We start from the raw sequence: 21,535 nt of genomic DNA on the forward strand, positions 1-21,535 counted from the left end.
TGATAGGTCGTTTTCAAAGAACACTTGCCTAATCCTTGCCAAAGGGACGATTAAGATATAGCCTTGACTGGCGCACCGTAAATATATATATTGAATACATTATTTATGGATGAAAAGAATATAAATATAAGTAAGTCGGAAGAAGAACTCCTGGAAATTATGGAGAATCGTTCTCATATAACTGCTGATCAATTACATAATTTGAAAGAAGATGAGGAATGCTTGCAAGCATGTTCTGATTTGGCAGAAATTGTGATAGAGATGCAGAAAAAACAAAATATGCTGGCAATTGATGTCCGGAATGAAATGGCAGATTTTCATAATAAACATTCTAAAAACAATCGAAGAAAAAATACACGCATGCTGTTGTGGGCCAGTATCACAGGTGTAGCGGCAGCTGTTGTCATAATTTTAGTTTTGCGTGCAATGATGATTTCGTCGCAACCGGAAATCATTCAAGTGTTTCAAGCCAATCATGTTGCCCAAGAAGTCACTTTACAAGTGAATGATGAGAAGGAAATAAAACCACTAAAAGAAGTGGTAGAATCTCTTTCGTCTTCCTCTACTGCACAGTTGTCTTCTAAAGAAATAGATTATAGTCGTGCTCTTCTTCAGACAGAAACCAAGGAAGTAGGAAAGCAGAAAGTACAGATACATAGATTAAGTATTCCCAGGGGAGAGACATTCAAAGTTGTTTTATCCGAAGGAACCGAAGTCTTCTTGAATTCAGACAGCCGATTAGCTTACCCTACGATTTTTAAAGGAAAAGAAAGAGTCGTCTCTTTGGAAGGTGAAGCTTATTTTAAAGTTACTAAAGATGCAAAACATCCTTTTATTGTGAAAAGTGGAAATCTACAGGTTCGCGTATTAGGAACGGAATTTAATGTGCGTAGCTACTCTCCTATTGATGTCCGTGTTACGCTCATTACAGGAAAAGTGGCTGTTAGCGATACTTGTGGAATTCATAGTGTTGAAATGATGCCGGGACAAAGTGCACAGCTTTCTTCTGACGGAACGTTTGCTGTGAACGAGGTGGACATTGAATCATTTTTATATTGGAAGGAAGGATTTTTCTATTTTGACGATGTTGCCCTGGTTGACATGATGAAAGAAATAGGGCGTTGGTATAATATAGATATTGAGTTCCGCAATAGCAAAATTATGGATCTTCGTATGCATTTCTTTGCAAATCGTCACCAAGACATCTTTCACTTGATTGAATTATTGAATCGAATGGAGAGGATACATGCTCATTTTGAAACAGGAAAACTAATTATTGAATAAAAAACGAGCAAAAAGTCATAAATCTGAATAGAAATATATATTTCTGAAAAATAAATTCTTTTAAGGGTAACCATTCTTTTTTAAACTTCGTATATAATTAAAAGAATGAAATATTATTTAACTATTCGGGCTTATGAAAAAGAATCAAGCACAAAAGTTCATTGTCTTGTTCTTGTTTTTCCTTTTTGCCTATTCATGGCGTGTTGAAGCGCAAACAGGTAAGGAAAAGCAAATAACAATGGAGTTTAAAAATGAAGGATTACCCTCTATTTTTAAACGTTTTGAAAAAGTATCGGGATATAAAGTTCTTTTTATCTACGATGAAATCAGTTCTTATACTTCTACCGGAAAAGTAGAAAAAGCTACAGTCGATGAAGCATTGAAAGTGATTATCGGGAAAAATCCGTTGAAATACCACATTGACGGACAATTCATCAATATCACAAAAGAGGATTCTAAAAAGTTTTTTTCACAAGTAAAAGGAAAAGTTTTTTCCGAGGAAGACGGACTTCCTGTTATCGGTGCCACTATTATCGTAGAAGATGCCAATAATATTAGGGCTATCACGGACAATAATGGTAATTTTCAGCTTTCTAATGTTTCGAAAGATAGCCGAGTCAGAATATCGTATGTAGGTTTGGAAACCCAGTTCTTGAATCCTTCATCCTATATGTCGGTAGTGATGAAGTCTGATACAAAGGCGCTGGATGAGGTAGTGGTGACAGGTATGTTCAATAGGAAGAAAGAGGGATTCACCGGTTCTGCTGTTACTATCAAGGGTGAAGACCTGAAAAAATATAGTACGAATAATGTGGCTAAAGCAATAGCTGCTGTCGCTCCTGGGCTTCGCATCATGGATAATATCAATATGGGGTCTAATCCGAATAATCTGCCTGATATGCGTATGCGTGGCGGTGCAAATATGGATTTGAATGCACAGGCTACGGTAGATTTTAATTCTACCAGTAATGACGTATTAGCAGTTCAGGGCGAATATGAGACCTATGCCAATCAACCGCTGCTTATCATGGACGGATTTGAAATCACCATACAGACACTTGCCGATATGGATCCCGACCGTGTTGCTTCTATCGTTGTGTTGAAAGATGCGGCAGCTACAGCTATTTACGGCTCGCGTGCGGCAAATGGAGTAATTGTTATCGAAAGCAAGACTCCCAAACCGGGACGGATTTGGGTGACTTATGGTGGGGAACTTCGTATTGAAGCTCCGGATATGACCGGATATAATTTAATGAATGCAAGAGAGAAGATAGACGCAGAGTTGCAAAGCGGGCTTTATACATACGGTGGTGAGACAGTTGAAAAATGGCAGCTCTATCAATCTAAATTGCGTGAAGTGCTGGCAGGAGTAAATACTTATTGGCTGGACAAGCCTTTGCAAACAGCTTTCCAACAACGACATACGGTTACGTTGGAAGGTGGTGACGAAGCCTTGCGTTATCGGATGTATGTCGGATATAATAGTTCTCCGGGTGTGATGAAAGACAGTAAGCGTGATGTATTGACCGGTTCACTTGATTTTCAGTATCGCCTGAAAAAAGTGTTGTTAAAGAATAGCATTACGTTGGATAATTCGGTAGCTAATGAGTCTCCGTGGGGAAGTTTTAGTGAATATACCCGCTTGAATCCTTATCTGCGTCCATATGGAGAGAACGGAGAAATACAAAAACGGCTTGATAATTTCGAAGGAGTGGGTGGTGAGTCGAGCTACCTGAATCCGATGTATAATACGACATTCAACAGTAAAGACCAAAGTAAAAACTTTACAGTACGTGAACTTTTCAAGGTGGAATATAATCCTACTAATGAATTACGGTTTGAAGGAGCTTTTAATTTGTCCAAAAGCGTAGGACATCGTGATATTTTTCGTCCTGCACAACATACGCTTTTTGATAATGTGACCGATCCTACCTTAAGAGGTGATTACCGCAGAAGTCAGAGCGAAGCTGTCAATTGGGGCATAGATTTAACAGGAAGCTGGAATAAGCAACTGGAAGATCACTACCTGACTGCTAATGCACGTATGAGTGTATTGGAGAATAATTCGGAGACTTATGGAAACTATGTGACTGGTTTCCCGAATGATAATATGGATAACTTGTTGTTTGGTAAGAAATATAATGAGAAGGTGACAGGAGATGAGAGGACAACGCGCTCCATTGGTTGGGTAGCTGCTGGAGGCTATTCTTATAAATATAAGTATTCGTTCGACTTTAATATACGCTTGGACGGTTCATCACAGTTTGGAAAAAATAACCGTTGGGCTCCTTTCTGGTCAACCGGATTACGTTGGGATTTGAAAAAAGAGAACTTTTTGAAAGATGTATCTTTTATTTCCGATTTCATTTTGAGGGGTACATACGGTACGACCGGTTCCCAAGGTTTTGATCCTTATCAGGCACATGGTTATTATACATATTCCAATTTACTGCTTCCTTATTACTCGTCGGATGCAACAGGTTCGGAAATCTTGGCTATGCATAATGAAAGTTTAAAATGGCAGACTACAAAAAGTACTAATCTTGCCTTGGAACTCGGGTTTTTCGATCAGCGTTTTACTGCACGTGTGGAATATTATCGGAAAATAACAGATAATATGGTTGCCAATATAAGTCTTGCTCCTTCTCTTGGTTTCAGCAGTTATCCGGAAAATCTGGGAAAGATAGAGAATAAGGGTTGGGAAATTTCTCTCTCGGCTATTCCTTATAAAAACACTGCTAAACAAGCTTATTGGACAATTACAGTAAACGGTTCTCATAATACTGACAAACTATTGAAAATATCGGAAGCGATGAAATACAGAAATGATAAAAGTGCATCAGATTTAAAAGATACGCCGTTGCCACGTTATGAAGAAGGTGAATCTCTTTCCCGTATTTGGGTAGTACGTTCATTAGGTATTGATCCGGCTTCCGGAGATGAAATATTATTGAAACGTAACGGGGAGATGACGAGTGCCGTTAACTGGAGTGCGAATGATGTAGTACCTATTGGTAATACAGAACCTAAATGGCAAGGATATATTAATTCTTCCTTTACATACAGAGGTTGGGGAGCAGATGTCAGCTTCAGGTATCAGTTTGGCGGTCAGGTATATAATCAGACCTTGCTTGACAAGGTGGAAAATGCTAATTTGAAATATAATGTAGATCGACGGGTAACTCAGCTACGTTGGGCGAAACCGGGTGATAAGGCACAGTTCCGTGTTCTTAATCCTAACGGTTTGGAAACGAAAGCCACTTCCCGGTTTATAATGGATGAAAATATATTCCAGGGAAGTTCGTTGTCTGTTTACTATCGTATGGATCGTACTAATACAAAATTTATTAGTCATTGGGGATTGAGTTCCGCTAAAGTGACGTTTAATATGGAAGACTTTTTCTATTGGTCTACAGTGAAACGCGAAAGAGGTTTGTACTATCCGTATTCCCGTCAGTTTACATTTGCTTTGAATGTTGCTTTCTAATTAAAAACCTATTTGTATGAAACAGATAATATATATACTATTAACAACAACAATGCTGGGACTTATGTCTTGCAGCGACTGGTTGGATGTATCTCCGAAGACTTCTATTCCTACCGACAAGCAATTTGAGTCGGAATCAGGATTTAAGGATGCGCTTACAGGTATTTATTTGAAGTTGGGAACCACGACATTGTATGCCGGAGACTTGACTTATGCTTATTTGGATGAGTTGGCAGGATTATATTCCGATTATCCGGGGTATAATACAAATGCTGTTTTCGATCAAAGTATCGTATTCGATTATGAGAACATGTTTTTGAGTAAGAAGAATGGGATTTACTCAACGATGTATAACATCATAGCCAATATTAATAACTTCTTGGAGTACGTAGACAAAAATAAAGATGTTTTAGTTACCGAACGCTATTATGAAACTATGAAGGGAGAGGCACTCGGGCTTCGCGCTTTTCTTCACTTTGATTTGTTGCGTATGTTCGGTCCTGTTTATAAAGAACATCCTGCATCCAAAGCTATACCCTACCGTATTGCTTTTGATAAGGATGCCACTCCTGTTTTACCAGCCAGCGAAGTGGTTGACGCTATTCTCAAAGATTTGAATGACGCTGAAAAATTACTGAAAGAGAGTGATCCTCTTGATTTCTTTACCGATCAGACGGATGAAGATTTTACAGATAAAAATCATTTTCTTGTCAATCGTGAGTTTCGTATGAATTTATATGCGGTTAAAGCTATGCTGGCTCGTGTATATTGTTACAAAGGTGATGCGGAAAGTAAAGGATTGGCCACAGAGTACGCTAAACAAGTGATTGCTGCCTCTAAGTATTTTACATTGTATAAATCGCAGACTGCTTCCAATTACAATTCCATACGCTACGCAGAGCAAATCTTTGGAATAACAGTCAATGAATTCTCCAATTTGCTTATTGGAAATTATATGGATATGGAGAATACCAATACTCAGCAACATTTCTATCTGGATGGAGATAAATTTAAATTCTTCTATGAAACTGCCGATGCAGGGAATACTGACTGGAGAAAAAATACGGAAATGTTTGAGGTTATTAATGGGGCAAGTCGGACAGATGTTTTTTGTAGAAAATATAATCAGAAACCTTTGAATGGCGGATATGCTTATTCCGGTGCTGACGCTATCCCTTTGATACGCTTACCCGAAATGTATTATATTGTTGCAGAATGTGTTCCTTCTGCATCGGAAAGTGCTGATGCACTAAATACCGTACGTTTTGCACGTGGTATTTCTTATAGTGATGAGATATCGTCTATCGGATATGATGACCTTGATAATACTTCGGAAGAAGACAAAAACCAGACTAAACGTATTAATGAGATAATGAAAGAATATAGGAAAGAATATTTCGCGGAAGGTCAACTTTTCTATTTCTTGAAAGCGCATAATTATAGCACTTATTATGGTTGTGGGATTGAAACGATGACTGAAGCCCATTATCAGATGACGTTGCCGGATGATGAGTATATTTTTGGAAACAACTCTAAATGATGAAGCATTATGAAACGTATTATATATTTTGTTTTAGCTATTCTTGTTTGCGGCATTTATGTAGGATGCAGTGAAAACGAGATAGACTTATATGACCAGACACCTCGTATCAATTTCTATGGTAGCACTACGCATGTCCGTACTTTGGTTGATACGGATTATGTGAAGAAAGAACCTTATGCTGTAGACAGTTTCGAGGTAAGAATACAAGGAGATTTTTTGAAAGAGAATCGTGATTTCTGTGTGAAAGTAACTCCGAATAATGATTATCAGAATTCAGTGGATGTATTATTGGAAAGCAAGTATACATATACTGACCTTGATACAGTTTGCCAGATATTCTATTATAAAATAAATCGTCCGAAAGTACAGGCAGGTAGAAATGTTTATGGTTGTTATCTGGAGTTTGATTTGAATAACCCTCTTCATCAGTTTGATAAAGGTCTGGTAGAAAAGAATCAAATCGTTTTAAATGTCAGATGGGAGTTGAAACCGACCGAATGGAGTGATTATGTGGGATTTGGTAGCTATAGCGATGCTAAATATATGTTTATTATGGATGTATGCCAACGTGTATGGGATGACTTGGAAGATGAAGATATTGATGTAATCAAGCAAGCTTATAGAGAATATAAGGAGGCGGGGAATCCACCGATTTTAGGTGAAGAAGGTGATGAAATAGAATATGAATAAGATTAAAAAGAAACGTTATGAGGAAATATATCATCTGTATAGTAAGTTTTATCGGAGCGGCTTTATTGCAAACAGGCTGTTACGATGACAAGGGAGATTACGATTATCATGATGTAAATACGATGGATATCGTAATACCTGAAACGAAGGTACGTATGCCTAAAGAGGAAGCAGTGGAAGTTTCAATTATACCCGAGATTTCTCAGACTTTGGAGCAAAATGAGGAAAACCTTGTGTTTCAATGGAAGAAAACAATCGAAGGAAAGAAAGCGGGGTCGGACAGACTTAGTGATTATAAAGATTATTCCGTAGGCAAAGAATGTAAAGTAACAGTCGAGCCTTATGAATCGGAAAATATAGGTTTAATGTTGGTCATTACGGATAAAAAGAGTGGAACAATCTGGTATCAGATAGGTGAAGTTGCAATTATTCGTCCTTTAAATCCTTGCTGGTTTGTATTGCAGGAAAAAGAAGGAAAGGGAGTATTAGGAGCGATAGAGGGTACTCCGGAAGGATATTATGTTTATCCGGATGTCTTTAAATCAGAACTGAATCAGTCATTTCCGTTAGAAGGAAAACCTTTGGCGGTAAGTGCAAGAAAAAACTATGGAGATTCGTTTTTAAGTAGTATGCTGGGTTTTTTTGGTTTTAAAGTAAGTCCGGCGTTAATGGTGGTAACCGATCAGGACTTGGCCTTATTGACTCCAAGTACTTTAATAACGAGATATCCGTCGAATAAAATACTTTTTGAACCGACTGGAAAAGGGGAACCGTTGAATATTGAGTTTTATAAAATGAGTACTCATGGTGAATTGTTTGTAAATAGTGGAAAAGCATATTGTGCTCCTATGGATGGGTTTTGTGTACCATTCTCGGTAAAAAAAGAAAGTGAGTTTCCTGCTATTTCCGCTTATGGTTCGTATGGAGGAGGCTTTTTGTTTTTTGATTCTGAAAATCATCGTTTTCTTAGTGCATCTATTCCGGGGGTTGGTGATTATATGGGGAATCAGGCTACTCAAAGTATACGTAATTATGGTACTAAATGGAGTGACCAGAAGCCTGTATCCACGTATTCAATGTCAGACGAATCTAATTTGTTTGATCCGGATGTAATTGATCCGTCTTTAGAAGTACATGATATTGTTACGGGTGGAAATTGGGGAAATTTTGCTTATGCGATTGCTTCTCCCCGGAACGGAAAAGAGCTGACTGTGTTTAAATTCAGTGCGCAAGATGAAGATCCTATTTGTGCTGCCCGGTATACGATTGCTTTACCGTCCGAAGTAAATGTAGAAACAGCAAAATTTGCAGCTTCTTACGCGTATACGGCAAACCTTATATTTATGACATCGGGTAATAAATTATATCGCATTGATCTTGATCGCGGAAGGGCAATTGAACTTTATACTTATGAAACTGATCCGTCAGCACAGATAGTTAGTTTAAAATTTAAGGACCCTGAAAGTGTGAGAGAGGAAGGTGACGATGAGGAAACGGGCGAATATAAGGAGAAACTAGGCATGTCTCTCGGGTTGGGTATCAATACTGCTGATAAAGGTGTAGTTGTAGAATTGCAATTGACAGTGGCGGGTGATGTAGCTCGTGAAGAAAACAGCATTTGTGTTTACGAAGATCCCGATCAGCCTATTGGGAAGATTGTTGATATTAGCTATAATTATGAATAGTATAAACCGGTCTTTATGCTAAAAGGAATTATCGGTGCTGTATTTCTTGCTGTTGTCTGTACTTGTCTGTACGGGCAACAGCAAAGTATTACAACTTTTATTAAAGAAGAAGCACCAGTGGAAGTTATTCCCGGTATGTTTATTACCTACCGAAGTGATAAACATATCTATTGGGAAATCCCGGATTCATTGATTGGACGTGAGTTTGCCGTAACGACAACTATCCTGACAGCTCCTGCCCGTCCGGACCGGGATATGGAAAAGAAATTCGGATATGCGGGTGACATGATAGGTCCGGTATTTTTCAGTTTCCGTAAACAGGGTGACGAGTTGTGGATGATGGATCCACAATATGAAAGGGTGATAGAAAATCCTGAAGGAACGTATGCAAAAATCGCCGCCCAACGTGGGAATGAAAGGCTTTATAAAATATTACCGATTAAAGCTAGGAATCAGGGAAGCAGCCTGATAGAGATTGGTGAAGTATTAAAAGATTTTCCTTTGTTTACTCTTGATATTGTATCTTTTGATTTATTGATAGGTACGCGTTTAAGAGAGAAAGATTATATTAAGGAAATTAAAGGATATGACAACCGCTTGTTGATACACGCATCACGAGCTTATCGAAGTTCGTCAATGAAAATACCAGGTAAGCCTGTTGCACCTCCTTATATTGGAGACTGGGATACAGGTATCTGCATAAAATTACTGTCAAAAAGACCGTTGGAGGCAGTTGCTGCAAATACCGGAGCTTATTTTTCTATCAGCAAGGAGTGTTTTCAAGGGAATCAGCCTGCTATTCGGAAATCTGTTGTCAAACGATGGCGGCTGGAAATAAGGGCGGAAGATGAAGAAAGATACATGAGGGGGGAACTGGTAGAACCCATACAACCTATTATTTTTTATATAGATCGTAATACACCGGAAAAGTACATCGACTGTATCATTGAAGCGGTGCGTGACTGGCGTCCGGCTTTCGAGAAAGCTGGATTTAAGAACGCCATTGATGCGCGACTGGCTCCTACCGTTGAGGAAGATCCTGATTTTAGTATTTATGACAGTACTTATCCGTTCATCTCATGGAAGATATCAGGACAAAATAACGCTTATGGACCGACTCCATGCGAACCCCGGTCCGGTGAGATTATAGCTTGCCACATCGGTATTTTTTGCAGTGTCTTGAATTTGGAACAGAAATGGTATTTTGCTCAATGTGGAGCGAATGATCCGCAGGCATGGAATATAGAGTTGCCGGACTCTTTGCAATACGAACAGATAAAACAAGTATTGACACATGAAGTGGGTCATACATTAGGGTTGGAACATAACTTTCTGGGTAGTTCTCATTACTCCATCGATCAATTACGTGATAATGACTTTTTAAGTCAATATAGTATTGGTAGTTCCATAATGGATTATGTGCGGTGTAATTATGCTTTGCGTCCTCAAGATAAAGTTGATTTGAGAAACAGGCGGGTACGTGTCGGCGAATATGATAAGTGGGCTATTGAATGGGGCTACCGTATATTTCCGGGTAAAGATGCTTCTGAAAGAGAAAAGAACAGGAGCCTTTGGAATCAGGAAAAACAGAAAGATCCCTCGTTACATTTTTCGGGCAGAATGGATGTAAGGGCTCAGGCAGAAGATTTGGGTAATGACCATGTTATGGTTAATACACAGGGAATAGAGAACTTGAAATATTTGTGTGAACATCCGGATGTCTGGAATGTGACGGATAAAACGTCTTTGCGTGTATTACAGGGGCGTTATGAAGCGGTATTGGAGCATTATAAACAGTGGGTACAGCACGTTTTGTCTCATTTGGGCGGGAAACGTCTTGCTGAGCCGGATGATGAGAATATTTACATACCTGAAAAAGCCGATTACAATAAGAAGGTTATGAGCTTTATACAGGCTTATATATTACAACCGCCTGTGTGGATGTTTGATGAAAAACTTACCGCTAAATTAGAAATAAATGGTAGTCGGGAGTTCGATCGCTTTTATGAAGAGCTGATGTCGGAAATGATTCGTTCCCTCCGGGAAGTGGAAAGAACGGAGAATGTTTGTGAGGATATGTTGTCTGTAGATGAGTTTTTGGAAAGCATACATAAAGAATTATTTACCGAATGGGCTGACAATATTCCTGTAAGTGACGCCAAGTATAAAGTGCAGCTGCTTTATGTGAGTAAACTTGTTAAATTGTTGGATAGATCAGAAAAGATAACTTCGTCGAGATTATTGGTTTCCATCATGCAGGCTTTGAATAGAATAAAGGAGGAAAGTCTTGATTATAGCCATAAGATTACGGATCCGGTTGCCAAAAAACGGGCAATGTTTCTTGTAGATAGTATTTTGTTTTAATGATGAAAAGTAAATAAAGAAATTCATGAAGAGAAGAAGATATGTGATTGGTATATTGTTGTGTGTCACAGCTTTGCTTCAGGCACAGGATTCCGTCAAGTCATTTGACGAGTTTTTTGTTGCCGGGATGGATAAGATCGACGGTGTGTTTCCTGTGTATGTAGCGGAAAAAGAAATCTATTTGGAAATACCCGAAAAATATATCGGGCGGGAAATTGAAGTCAGTGGACAGATAGACCGAGGGTTTGATTTGTTGAATCGTCCGGTTGACGGACTGGGAGTAGTGCGTATTATATCTCCGGATAAAGCTACAATTTGCTTTCAAAAACCGTTTTATACAGAGCGTATTTTAGATGAAAAAAGCACATATCAGCAATCTTTCTCGTTGTCAAATATGCAACCTGCCGGTAAAAGTTATCCAGTGGTGGCCTATTCAAAAGAGCAGGGAGCTATTATTCGGATAACAGAGTATCTGATGACTGGCGATGACTGGTTCAGCTATAATGATAGTTTTATTCGTTCCTTGGTTCCGGAACTGTCGGAAATAATGAAAATACATCCTTTTAAGGAAGGTGTGTCGTTTACGGTCAGGCGCTATCATGGAGTTGAAGCGGAAAGATATATGCTGTCCAGTTCTGCCATTATATTGCCTGAAGGTAGTATGCCTTTGGAAGTCACTTGTGCAGTACGCTTGCTACCTCTGAAAAAAGATCAGATCCGCTTGGCAGATTACAGAATACCTTACCGGACATTGAGTTTCAAAGATTACTCGCAAAATCCTTATTGTATGGTAGAAGATTCATTGATTCTTCGTTGGGATATGTCACAACCGCTTACTTTCTATGTAGATACCCTTTTTCCGAAGGAATACTTCCAGGCAGTAAAGGAAGGAGTGGAAGCATGGAATACCGCCTTCCATAAAGCAGGTATTCATGATGCTTTACAAGTAAGGTATGCAGACCGAAAGATAATTCCGGCGGAACAACGTGCTTTTATATCTTATGATTTAAGAATACCGGGGATCAAAAGTGACTTTATCTGTCATCCTCGTACCGGAGAAATACTTTCATGTCGTCTGAATATCGGACATGGATTCCTAAAAGGAAAATTAGACGACTATCTGTTAAGTTGCGGTGCCTCGGATTCGCGTATTCTGGCTGACCGTTATTCTAAAGAAGTGGAAAAAGAATTGTTGCAAAATGAAATAACGGAAGAAATTGGATATCTTTTAGGTTTGCGCAGAAGTTTATCGAAAAGTTCGTGTGGAAAGACTTTAAAAGTTGGAGATAATGATTGCCGTACTATTTATTTTGGTTATCATCCTTTCAAAGGAGACCAAAATTGTTATGATGAACGGGAGAAGCTCCGCCAATGGATAGAGCATAATTTACCAGATCACATTCGTTTATTCCAACCATCAGGGAAGGAGAATTCTAATTCTTCATTTCCAGAAGATTATACGGTCAAAATATCGGATTTACAGACTGTAGTGAGTCGGTTGGACAAGATTGTGTATAAGGGGAAGAAATACGATAAAGGGAGTTCGCTCACTGATATATACAGAAAGGCTATTCGTCTGTATGGGAGTTATCTGATGGAAATGGCAAAGGTGGTGGGTAGTTCTCAACCGGCAGATGCACAGCGTCAGGCAATGCTTGATTTGGACAACTATTTATTTCATTCTGTTAAAAAGATAGAATGTACCTATGTAAAAGAGAATTTGTTGGAAACAAGAAACAATCTTCTGTATCCGGAACTGACGAGGTTGTTCAAACAATTGTTGAGTGTAAAGACAATTTCAGCTCTTCGATTGCAGGCGTTGCAGAGTGACCGGAAGGGGTATGACGATATTGATTTTTTCCGGGATCTTTATAAGGGGTTGTTTAATGGTTTTGATCCGCAGTCAGCCGTTAGTTATGAACAGATGGATATTCAGCTGATATGTTTGGAAGCATGGCTGGATATTATGCAGGAAGCTACTGAACATAATAGTATAAAGAAACGTTTGACGAACGAATTGCATAGTCTGCACGATAGACTGGAGGAGCTTAGCACGACACATTCCCAAAGGGAAGTACGTGATATGTATATTCTGCTTTTGAGAAGAATGGAGCAATATTTCCGTGTGGTTTCTTGAGTGGCGTTAGAGTAATAATTTGTTTGGGATGATGAAAAAATGGTCGTACAGATAGAATAACCTATAAGTTTTGGGTTATCTTTGCTATGATTTATGAATAAATAATTAGAATAAGATGACTATTATTTTTCCTTCACCCATCTTCGGCCCTATTCATTCCCGCCGTTTGGGCGTTTCATTGGGAATCAATTTATTGCCGGATGACGGTAAGGTTTGTTCATTCGACTGCATTTATTGTGAGTGTGGTTTCAATGCTGAACATCGTACGAAGAAACTTCTTCCTACCCGTGAAGAAGTCCGTACGGCTCTTGAAGAGAAACTGAAAGACATGCAGGCAAACGGCCCTGCTCCCGATGTACTGACATTTGCCGGAAACGGTGAACCGACTGCGCATCCCCATTTCCCGGAAATCATAGAAGATACACTTGCGCTTCGCGACAAGTATTTCCCAAAAGCAAAAGTAAGCGTATTGAGTAACTCTACATTTATCGACCGTCCTGCTGTATTCGAAGCACTGAACAAGATAGATAATAATATCCTGAAACTGGATACGGTGGATGAAGAATACATTCATCTGTTGGACCGTCCTAACGGAAAATATTCTGTTAAGAAGATTATCGAAAGAATGAAAGAGTTCAAAGGAAACTGCATCGTACAGACGATGTTTCTGAAAGGAGGTTATCAGGGAAAAGACATGGATAATACATCCGACAAGTATGTGCTCCCCTGGATAGAAGCAGTGAAAGAAATCGCTCCCCGGCAAGTGATGATTTATACGATCGACCGGGAGACTCCCGACCACGATTTGCAAAAGGCTACGCATGAAGAGTTAGACCGTATTGTGGCTTTATTGGAAAAGGAAGGTATTCCGGCAACAGCTTCTTATTAAAATATAATTCAAACAGGGATATATTTCTTCTTGATAATACGTAAGAAAATTAATATAAGAGGGCGAACTAATAGAATTCAGAAGTTTTATATTTCCTATTTTATTGCTCGCCCTTTTATTGGCTTCATGAGCTGTTTCAGCCTATTCTGACAAGGGTATATTCTCACTGCGATGAGAAAAAGTTCTCATTGCAGTGAGAGTTTTTTCTCATTATAATGAGTATTTTTTCTCATCGCAGTGGGAATGCTTGAGAATGTGTACTTCCCTGATAATGTTTCCTTTCTTCACATAATCTTTCGGCAATATCCCGAACTGCTTCTGAAAGCAACGGGCAAAGTACGAAGGATTATTGAATCCTACAATGAAACAAACCTCATTGATCCGGTATTTACGCCAAGTGTTATCTGCAAAACGTTCTTTATAAAGAACACTCTTTCCAGATTAAAGGGCTTATTTACCTAATTATGTTTCCTGTAAATACTCATTTTACCGAAACATAGTTAGGTAAACAAAATAAAGTTCTTATATTTGCATGAATTGAAGGTTATTAAAAAACTGATTTTGGTATGGAAAAGACCCTGATACGCCAGAATGCCCAATGGAATGGCAAAATGTTTGATCACTTGTGTCCGAGAGACATCATGGACAATCTTCTGAAAAAGAAAACGATGCGTCATGTTCAGATACTGACCGGTGTACGTCGTTGTGGCAAATCTACTGTCTTCAAACTATTAATTAATGATCTGTTGCAATCAGGAGTGAGCGGTAAGTCGATTCTTGTACTTAATTTGGATGATCCGCAGTTCATTCCATTTTGGGATGATTCCTCCAAATTATTCGGCGTGATTGAAAATGCAGAACGTCTGACGGGAGAGAAAGTGAAATTCCTGTTTTTGGATGAAGTACAACATTTATGTGATTGGGAGATATTCATAAAGAGTGCTTATGACACTGAGATATTTGAAAAGATATATATTACGGGGTCTAACTCGCAATTGTTACAGAACCGTTTTTCCGCCTTGTTGTCCGGTCGTTATTTCGAGAATGAAGTGCGTCCGTTTTCTGTTCGGGAAGTTTTTCGTTCGCAAGGAATAACGACTTTGCTTGATTGTTATACCCAAACACCGAAAGTTCTGCGTATCATGGACAATGTCCTTTCTACAGGTTGTTTTCCTGAAATCGTATTGGGTGATGCTGATGAGGACATCAAACAGGAATTATTGAAAAGCTATTTCGAATCCATTGTGCAGAAGGATTGCATCGTTTATAGTGGCATACGTGACACCCATTTGTTCTTTCGTCTGGTCAGTTACTTGATGCAGAATATGGGGAGTCGTTTTTCTATACCGGCTGTGGGTAAGGCACTGAAAAGCAATGAAAATACAGTTGCGTCCTATCTCAACTTTTTGTGTGACAGTTATATTTGCGTCGATGTACGTAACTTTTCTTATTCTTTGAAAGAGACTTCCCGTTCCCAGCATAAGTGTTATTTCATTGACAATGGCTTGGTTTCAGCCAATGTCTTTCGTTATTCTCCGCAAAGTGGTAGTGCCTTGGAGAATCTTGTTTATAATGAGCTGAGAAATAAAGGGTATATGAATATTTCATTCGACAATAGTAAGACGGAATGTGATTTTTTGGCGTATAAAAACGGGAAAGCTTATGGCTTTCAGGTTTGCTATGAACTGAATGACATGAACCTGAAACGTGAACTGTACGGATTCGAACTGGAAAATGTGATGCTCGAAAAGAAGATACTGCTTACTTACAACCAGAAGGAAACTTATGGGGATATTGAAGTTGTTCCCTTTTGGGAATGGGTTATGTCACCACCTTTCACATAATCTTTCGGCAATATCCCGAACTGCTTCTGAAAGCAACGGGCAAAGTACGAAGGATTATTAAATCCTACAATGAAACAAACCTCATTGATCCGGTACTCCCCTTTCCGCAAAAGTTCTCCGGCTGTTTTGAGCCGTATCAACCGGATATAATCATTGGGTGGCATTCCGGTCAGCCCTTTCAACTTGCGCTGTAAGTTGGAACGGCTGATAGCCATCTCCTCTGCCATCTTATCGATGGTAAATTCTTCATTGGTGAAATTGCGGATAATGATTTCATTGATCGTGTTCAGCCATTTCACGTCTGTTTTGTTCATTAATGTCTGGTCGTATGACATATTCGGCACCGTTGAAAAGTGATTGAACAGCATGCGCCGGTTTTCCAGCAGATTATTGATGGTGGCTTTCATGTGGCTTAGCGAGAAAGGCTTTTCTATATAAGCGTCCGCGCCATAGTCAAGACCCGCAATTTTTGAATCGATGCTGTCGAGTGCCGAAAGCAGGATAAACGGGATATGACAAAGCATATTGTCGGAACGGATGGACTTTAATAATTCGAATCCGTCCATGTGAGGCATGACGATGTCGCTGATAATAAGATCTACTGTTGTTGTCTCCAGACATTCCAAGGCTTCCTTGCCATTGGCGGCTGTATGGATGGTATAGGTATTTCCCAGATTCTTAGCCAGAAACTCCAGCATATCCGTCGTGTCTTCCACTACCAGAAGAGAGTAACCGGCGGGTTCGCTCTCTTCCTCCAGAGCGGGAACCTTGTCGGGCATGGAAGTAATGGAGGGGCTGACAGAGATGCTTTTCTCCAAATACGGAATTTCCACACATACTTCGCATCCTTCCGTATAGCCGGGATTGATATAAACCTTTCCTTTATGCTTTTCCACCAACAATTTGACGAGACTCAATCCGATTCCTACTCCCGAACCGTTGTTTCCTGTGTTTCCCACTTGATAAAACGGTTCGAAAACCTTGCTGCATTCCTCTTGCGGAATACCCGGACCGTCGTCGCGTACACACAAGAAGAGCGTACGCCCTTCTGCAGACAGATGTTCGTCCAAAATCACCATAATGCGGGTGCGGGCATATTTCATGGCATTCGTCAGCAGGTTGCTGACAATTTTAGTCAGCGCCTCCTGGTCTACATTATATTGCAGATGTTCTTTCGGCAGGGAGACACTGAAAGAGATTCCGGTCAGGGAGATGGCACGGAAACGGTCGATGATGTCCTCTATCATCCGGTTGATATCCACTTCATTGAATGAAAGCGTATAACCTTCCTTGTCCACTTTTCGGAAGTCGAGCAATTGTTTGATAAGCTCCATCAGCCGGTTGGTATTCTTTTGTATCACAGACAGGTTGCTTTCCACTTCACTGTTCCATTCATGTGTTTCCAAAATCGCTTCCAGCGGAGCTTTGATAAGACTAACCGGAGTCTTGATTTCATGTGCCACTTGGGTGAAGAATGTAATTTTCGACTGGAACAATTCCTGATTCTTGATTTGTTCCATCTCTTTCATCTTTCTTGCTTTCACAGCCTGCTGTTTACGCAAATAAAGCTGTATCAGGAAATATGCGAGGCCACACGCTATTAGTAAATAGAAAATCTTGGCATAAATGGTCTTCCAGGGTGGAGGAAGAATTTCAATATGCAGGCAACAGTCGTCATTGCTCCAATATTCATCGTTGTTACTGGCTTTCACACGGAAAGTATATTCACCCGGAGGCAGGTTGAGAAAAGATACGTTATGTTTATCCGTATATATCCATTCTTTGTGAATACCGTCCAGTTTGTAGGCATATAAATTCTTGCTGGGAGCCACATAACTAAGACTTTCGAATGCGATGTCGAACGATACCACCTGATAAGGAATCGTTACTTGTCCGCTAAGAGCAGGTATACGCTTGCTAAGGCTTACTTTGTCGTCGGGGCTGTGCATATATACCGCCGAAATAGACGCCGTAGGTCTTACCTTATTAATAGATAACTTGAACGGATAGAAACAATTAAACCCGTTCACCCCACCGAAATAGAATTTCCCGTCACTGGCTTGCAGGGAAGAGCGGAAATTGAATTGGTTGCTTTGCAATCCATCCTCGATGGTATAGAGTTGTGCCCGTTTGTTTTGCGGCTCATACCGGATCAGTCCCCTATTGGAAGAAAGCCAATAGTTACCCGATTGGTCGTCCAGTATGCCATAGATGATATTGTTTGGCAGATTCTCTTTGGTAGAGAAGTTTTCAAAACGGTCCTCCTGATAGTGATAACGGCAGATACCACCGCCTTCGGTACAGAACCATAGATGCTGTTTATGATCAATATACACACGGATTACCCAGTTGCTGCAAGGAGAATCAGGATTTGCCGGGTCGTTGCGATAGTTGTGCAATTTACCGGTTTGGCGGTTGTAACGCCAAATGCCGTCCCTTTTGCTTGCCAGCCACATGTCCCCATGTTGGTCTTCAACCATATCGTAGATAAAGATATGGCTTAAAGGTTCCAATGTTCGGAAAGAGTCACTTTCCGGGTCATACCGGCAGAATCCGGAAAGCGTTCCCAGATAAATGCTGCCATCCTTCGTTTGATAGATGGAGTAGATATGGTCGTTAGGAATTGAATGTGGGTTTGCGCGGTTATGGCGATAGTTTTTCATTTTTCCCGTTTGAGTATCCAGGATATATAATCCCCGTGAGAAACTGCCAATCCACAATTTTCCTTCATTGTATAGTAGTGCATGGATATTGTGATAACCGATGTTAGGGTTACTGCTTCTCAACAGATGGTTTTTGAACTTTTTCGTGCGGGGATCAAAGAGATTCAGCCCCCCGTCTTCGGTAGCAATCCAGATGTTACCGTCGGGATCTTCGCAGAATTGGCTGATTACATTTCCCGAAAGAGAATTTTCCGTACCATTGGGATAATACCACTCGATATCCTTATGCTTGGGAGACAGGTAACTCACTCCACTGAAATAAGTCCCGATCCAGATTCCCCCTTCCCTATCCTGATAACAGGCATAGATACTTTCTTTATTTTGTTCGTCGTCGGTAGGCAGACATTCTCCTGTCGTGGTGTTGAATGTATAAAGTCCGTCGTCGGAGCCGAGATAGAAAGAGTTGGCTGTTCGTTGAAACAAGGTGCGGATGCGCGGAATGGTAAGCGTGTCCCCTTCTCCGAAGTAATAGCGGAATTGCCCTGTCTCCTTATTGAACCGTGCCAGTCCCCCGTACCATGTACCCACCCATAATACTCCCTGCGAACTTTCCATCAAAGAGATAATCTCGTTGCAGGCAGGACGTCCGAAAGAAGTGTCCTCGGATATATACCCTGTGAAGTTGTCCGTGCGTTGGTTGTATTTCGCCAGCCCATTCCGGGTACCTATCCAGATAGTCCCGAACGAGTCGTTGTAAATCACCCATACGTGATTATCCGGCAATGAATGAGGATCGGAAAGAGAATGCAGATATTGCCTCAACGTACCTTTTTTCTCGTTGTAGACAAACAGCCCGTTGGTTGTTCCGATCCATAACTGCCCGTCATTGTCGTATGCCATTCCGAAGACGCTGTTGACTGACACCCCGTCTTCCGTCTGTTTATCGAATACGGAGAACTTCTCTTCCCACGAATCGAATAAATACAGCTTCTCCGTACTTGCCACCCAAATCTGATTGTTATCCTGATGGCGGCAAATCGTTACTATATTCATATAGCTGTTTCCGCCGTTTTCTGACGAATGTCCGTAGTTGGTGAACTCGATACCGTTGAAACGATTCAGCCCGTCCTGCGTTGCAAACCACATATAGCCGATGCTATCCTGAAGGATGCTCCGGACACAGTTGCCCGATAACCCCGATCTAACGTCATATTTCTTGTAGATATTGGCGAAGACCAGAGAAACCGATGCCAGCAGTATACATATAGATAAGATGGATCGTTTCATAATTTCCTTTCTTTATATCCCCTGTTTGCAGGAGCTATATATCCTGCGTAGTGGATCTATATGCCCAATACGTTGGATATATATACCCAACACGCTGGGCATATATGCCCAACAGATTGGATATATAGCTCCTGTAAACAGGGTAATTACCCTCTTTATAGAAGCCTTTATTTCACATCATCCCACGTATCTGTGCGGAACGGGAAAGCACTCAATCCGAAAGTATTCCGTAGCGTGATATTTCCCACATAATTACGGAAAGCATAGCGCACGGCAACCGGCTGGGCTACCTCTTCACTCCACACTTCTACTGTGTTGGTACGTCCTACAATCTTTGCTTTCGCCGGATAGAACTTCTTGTCCGCTCCCGCAATCTCAAATCCTTCCAGTTCGGAGAAAGTAGGGAACAACCCCGCAGGTGCATTATCGAATGTCACTATGGCCTTTTTGTCCGCATAGTCCACTTTGGTCATCATCGGGCCGTTGGATGGCAACCGGCGGATACCGTATGTCTTAGTCAGTGCAAGCGTAGCCAACCGAAGCCCTACTACATCCTTCTGTGGCGGATGGATGCAGAATTCATCACCGATATCCGTAGTGGGTACAATGCCCGAATTAGGGATTGTTTTCAGTGCTTCCACTTGTGCTTCACGCAGCAAGGCGGCACCTGTATTCCGGCTGTTTTCATATTTGTAAGGAGCAATCTGCACATAATAGAAAGGCATATCGGGCGCTTCCCACACATTTCTCCATAGTTGTACCATAGCAGTCATCATCGGAGCATAGAATTGATAATTGAAAATGTTCGATTCTCCTTGATACCAAAGAAATCCACGTGCTGTATAATTTTTGACAGGCCATAACATGATATCATACAGACACCCTAATCGATTACGTACATCCAGTTTAGAACTTTTGGCTGTCTCTATATCTATTCCTTGAATGGATGACAGTGTTTCTTCGGTCATCCAGGATTCAATTCGGGAACCTCCCCAGCTATTGATTACCAATCCTACCGGTAGATTTAGAGTTTCGGTAATTTGTTTGGCAAAAAAATAAGCTGTTGCACTGCAATCAATAGTTGTTTCAGGAGTGGAGACTTTCCATTTTTCTTTTTTAAAGTCCGCCCTTCGCTGTACATCTTTTATTCTTGGCACGGTGATAAACCGGATACGGTCACGGTAGTTACCTGCATTCAGCAGCGTTTCAAGTGAGTTGTCAATGGGTTGTGCCGTATTTCCCATCATACGCATTTCCATATTCGACTGTCCGGAGCAGATCCATACCTCTCCTATCAGTATATCCGAGAGAGTGACCGGAGTTCCGTCACTGATAGTAATGGAATAAGGAGTATACCCCCCTTCGGGAGTGTCTACTTTCACCAGCCAAGTCCCGTCTTTATCCGTAGATGCCTGATAGGTCCGGTTGTTCCACGAAGTGGTGACAGTTACTTTCTTACCGTCTGCCCAACCCCATAACTTAACGGAACTGTTCTGTTGAAGTACCATGTGATCTCCCATCATTGCAGGAAGTTTTACTTTGCCTTGTGCAATCGGCAGGAATAAAAGTGATAAAATAAGAAGTAGAAAATGTTTTTTCATACTGTTTTTATTAGATATTCGACGAATAATTATTAGGTATCAGGCAAAAATACAACCTATT

At 40.5% G+C, this 21,535-nt stretch carries 11 protein-coding genes and 1 pseudogene; 9 read left to right on the forward strand and 3 right to left on the reverse strand.

The window, feature by feature from the left end; genetic code table 11:
- The first annotated feature begins 105 nt into the window (after positions 1-105).
- The 8 genes from KFO40_RS16800 to KFO40_RS16835 all read left to right on the forward strand — a co-directional run bounded on the left by KFO40_RS16800 (position 106) and on the right by KFO40_RS16835 (position 14,079).
- On the forward strand, positions 106-1,284 hold the full coding sequence (locus KFO40_RS16800; protein ID WP_004316101.1) for a FecR family protein: 1,179 nt from the start codon (positions 106-108) through the stop codon (positions 1,282-1,284).
- Between the two features lie 133 nt (positions 1,285-1,417).
- Positions 1,418-4,771, forward strand: coding sequence for a SusC/RagA family TonB-linked outer membrane protein (locus KFO40_RS16805; protein WP_211146614.1), 3,354 nt, complete (start codon positions 1,418-1,420; stop codon positions 4,769-4,771).
- Between the two features lie 16 nt (positions 4,772-4,787).
- On the forward strand, positions 4,788-6,311 hold the full coding sequence (locus KFO40_RS16810; RefSeq protein ID WP_004298743.1) for a RagB/SusD family nutrient uptake outer membrane protein: 1,524 nt from the start codon (positions 4,788-4,790) through the stop codon (positions 6,309-6,311).
- Positions 6,312-6,320: 9 nt separating this feature from the next.
- Complete coding sequence (locus KFO40_RS16815) at positions 6,321-7,004, forward strand: DUF4843 domain-containing protein (RefSeq protein WP_004298745.1); 684 nt, start codon at positions 6,321-6,323, stop codon at positions 7,002-7,004.
- 17 nt (positions 7,005-7,021) lie between these two features.
- Positions 7,022-8,689 (forward strand): PKD-like family lipoprotein, encoded by a 1,668-nt coding sequence (locus KFO40_RS16820; RefSeq protein WP_004298749.1) that lies wholly within the window; start codon positions 7,022-7,024, stop codon positions 8,687-8,689.
- 15 nt (positions 8,690-8,704) lie between these two features.
- Positions 8,705-11,053: a zinc-dependent metalloprotease gene (locus KFO40_RS16825; RefSeq protein WP_211146615.1), complete on the forward strand. Its 2,349-nt coding sequence runs from the start codon at positions 8,705-8,707 to the stop codon at positions 11,051-11,053.
- Positions 11,054-11,078: 25 nt separating this feature from the next.
- Entirely contained in the window at positions 11,079-13,190 is a 2,112-nt protein-coding gene (locus KFO40_RS16830) for a DUF5117 domain-containing protein (RefSeq protein ID WP_211146616.1), read from the forward strand.
- Between the two features lie 115 nt (positions 13,191-13,305).
- Positions 13,306-14,079 carry a radical SAM protein gene (locus tag KFO40_RS16835; protein WP_004298756.1) on the forward strand — a complete coding sequence of 258 codons (774 nt, stop codon included), beginning with the start codon at positions 13,306-13,308 and terminating at the stop codon, positions 14,077-14,079.
- A gap of 210 nt (positions 14,080-14,289) precedes the next feature.
- Here KFO40_RS16835 and KFO40_RS25960 read toward each other — a convergent pair.
- Positions 14,290-14,469: pseudogene (locus KFO40_RS25960) on the reverse strand (helix-turn-helix domain-containing protein); the annotation flags it as partial.
- Between the two features lie 176 nt (positions 14,470-14,645).
- Here KFO40_RS25960 and KFO40_RS16845 point away from each other — a divergent pair.
- A complete protein-coding gene (locus KFO40_RS16845; protein ID WP_151923239.1) occupies positions 14,646-15,923 on the forward strand; it encodes an ATP-binding protein in 1,278 nt (425 codons plus the stop codon).
- Here the strand turns inward: KFO40_RS16845 and KFO40_RS16850 are convergent.
- A complete protein-coding gene (locus tag KFO40_RS16850) occupies positions 15,863-19,873 on the reverse strand; it encodes a hybrid sensor histidine kinase/response regulator transcription factor (RefSeq protein WP_151935834.1) in 4,011 nt (1,336 codons plus the stop codon). The genes KFO40_RS16845 and KFO40_RS16850 overlap by 61 nt on opposite strands.
- 167 nt (positions 19,874-20,040) lie before the next feature.
- Positions 20,041-21,474 (reverse strand): sialate O-acetylesterase, encoded by a 1,434-nt coding sequence (locus KFO40_RS16855; protein WP_049701441.1) that lies wholly within the window; start codon positions 21,472-21,474, stop codon positions 20,041-20,043.
- Positions 21,475-21,535 lie beyond the last annotated feature (61 nt).

Origin of the sequence: Bacteroides sp. 1001302B_160321_D4 (assembly GCF_015667765.1) — a bacterium.
GTDB lineage: Bacteria > Bacteroidota > Bacteroidia > Bacteroidales > Bacteroidaceae > Bacteroides > Bacteroides xylanisolvens.

Coding starts and splice junctions, on each gene's coding strand:
- KFO40_RS16825 (WP_211146615.1), top strand. CDS start 8,705: ATGCTAAAAGGAATTATCGGTGCTGTATTTCTTGCTGTTGTCTGTACT.
- KFO40_RS16830 (WP_211146616.1), top strand. CDS start 11,079: ATGAAGAGAAGAAGATATGTGATTGGTATATTGTTGTGTGTCACAGCT.
- KFO40_RS16835 (WP_004298756.1), top strand. CDS start 13,306: ATGACTATTATTTTTCCTTCACCCATCTTCGGCCCTATTCATTCCCGC.
- KFO40_RS16850 (WP_151935834.1), bottom strand. CDS start 19,873: ATGAAACGATCCATCTTATCTATATGTATACTGCTGGCATCGGTTTCT.
- KFO40_RS16820 (WP_004298749.1), top strand. CDS start 7,022: ATGAGGAAATATATCATCTGTATAGTAAGTTTTATCGGAGCGGCTTTA.
- KFO40_RS16855 (WP_049701441.1), bottom strand. CDS start 21,474: ATGAAAAAACATTTTCTACTTCTTATTTTATCACTTTTATTCCTGCCG.
- KFO40_RS16845 (WP_151923239.1), top strand. CDS start 14,646: ATGGAAAAGACCCTGATACGCCAGAATGCCCAATGGAATGGCAAAATG.
- KFO40_RS16815 (WP_004298745.1), top strand. CDS start 6,321: ATGAAACGTATTATATATTTTGTTTTAGCTATTCTTGTTTGCGGCATT.
- KFO40_RS16800 (WP_004316101.1), top strand. CDS start 106: ATGGATGAAAAGAATATAAATATAAGTAAGTCGGAAGAAGAACTCCTG.
- KFO40_RS16805 (WP_211146614.1), top strand. CDS start 1,418: ATGAAAAAGAATCAAGCACAAAAGTTCATTGTCTTGTTCTTGTTTTTC.
- KFO40_RS16810 (WP_004298743.1), top strand. CDS start 4,788: ATGAAACAGATAATATATATACTATTAACAACAACAATGCTGGGACTT.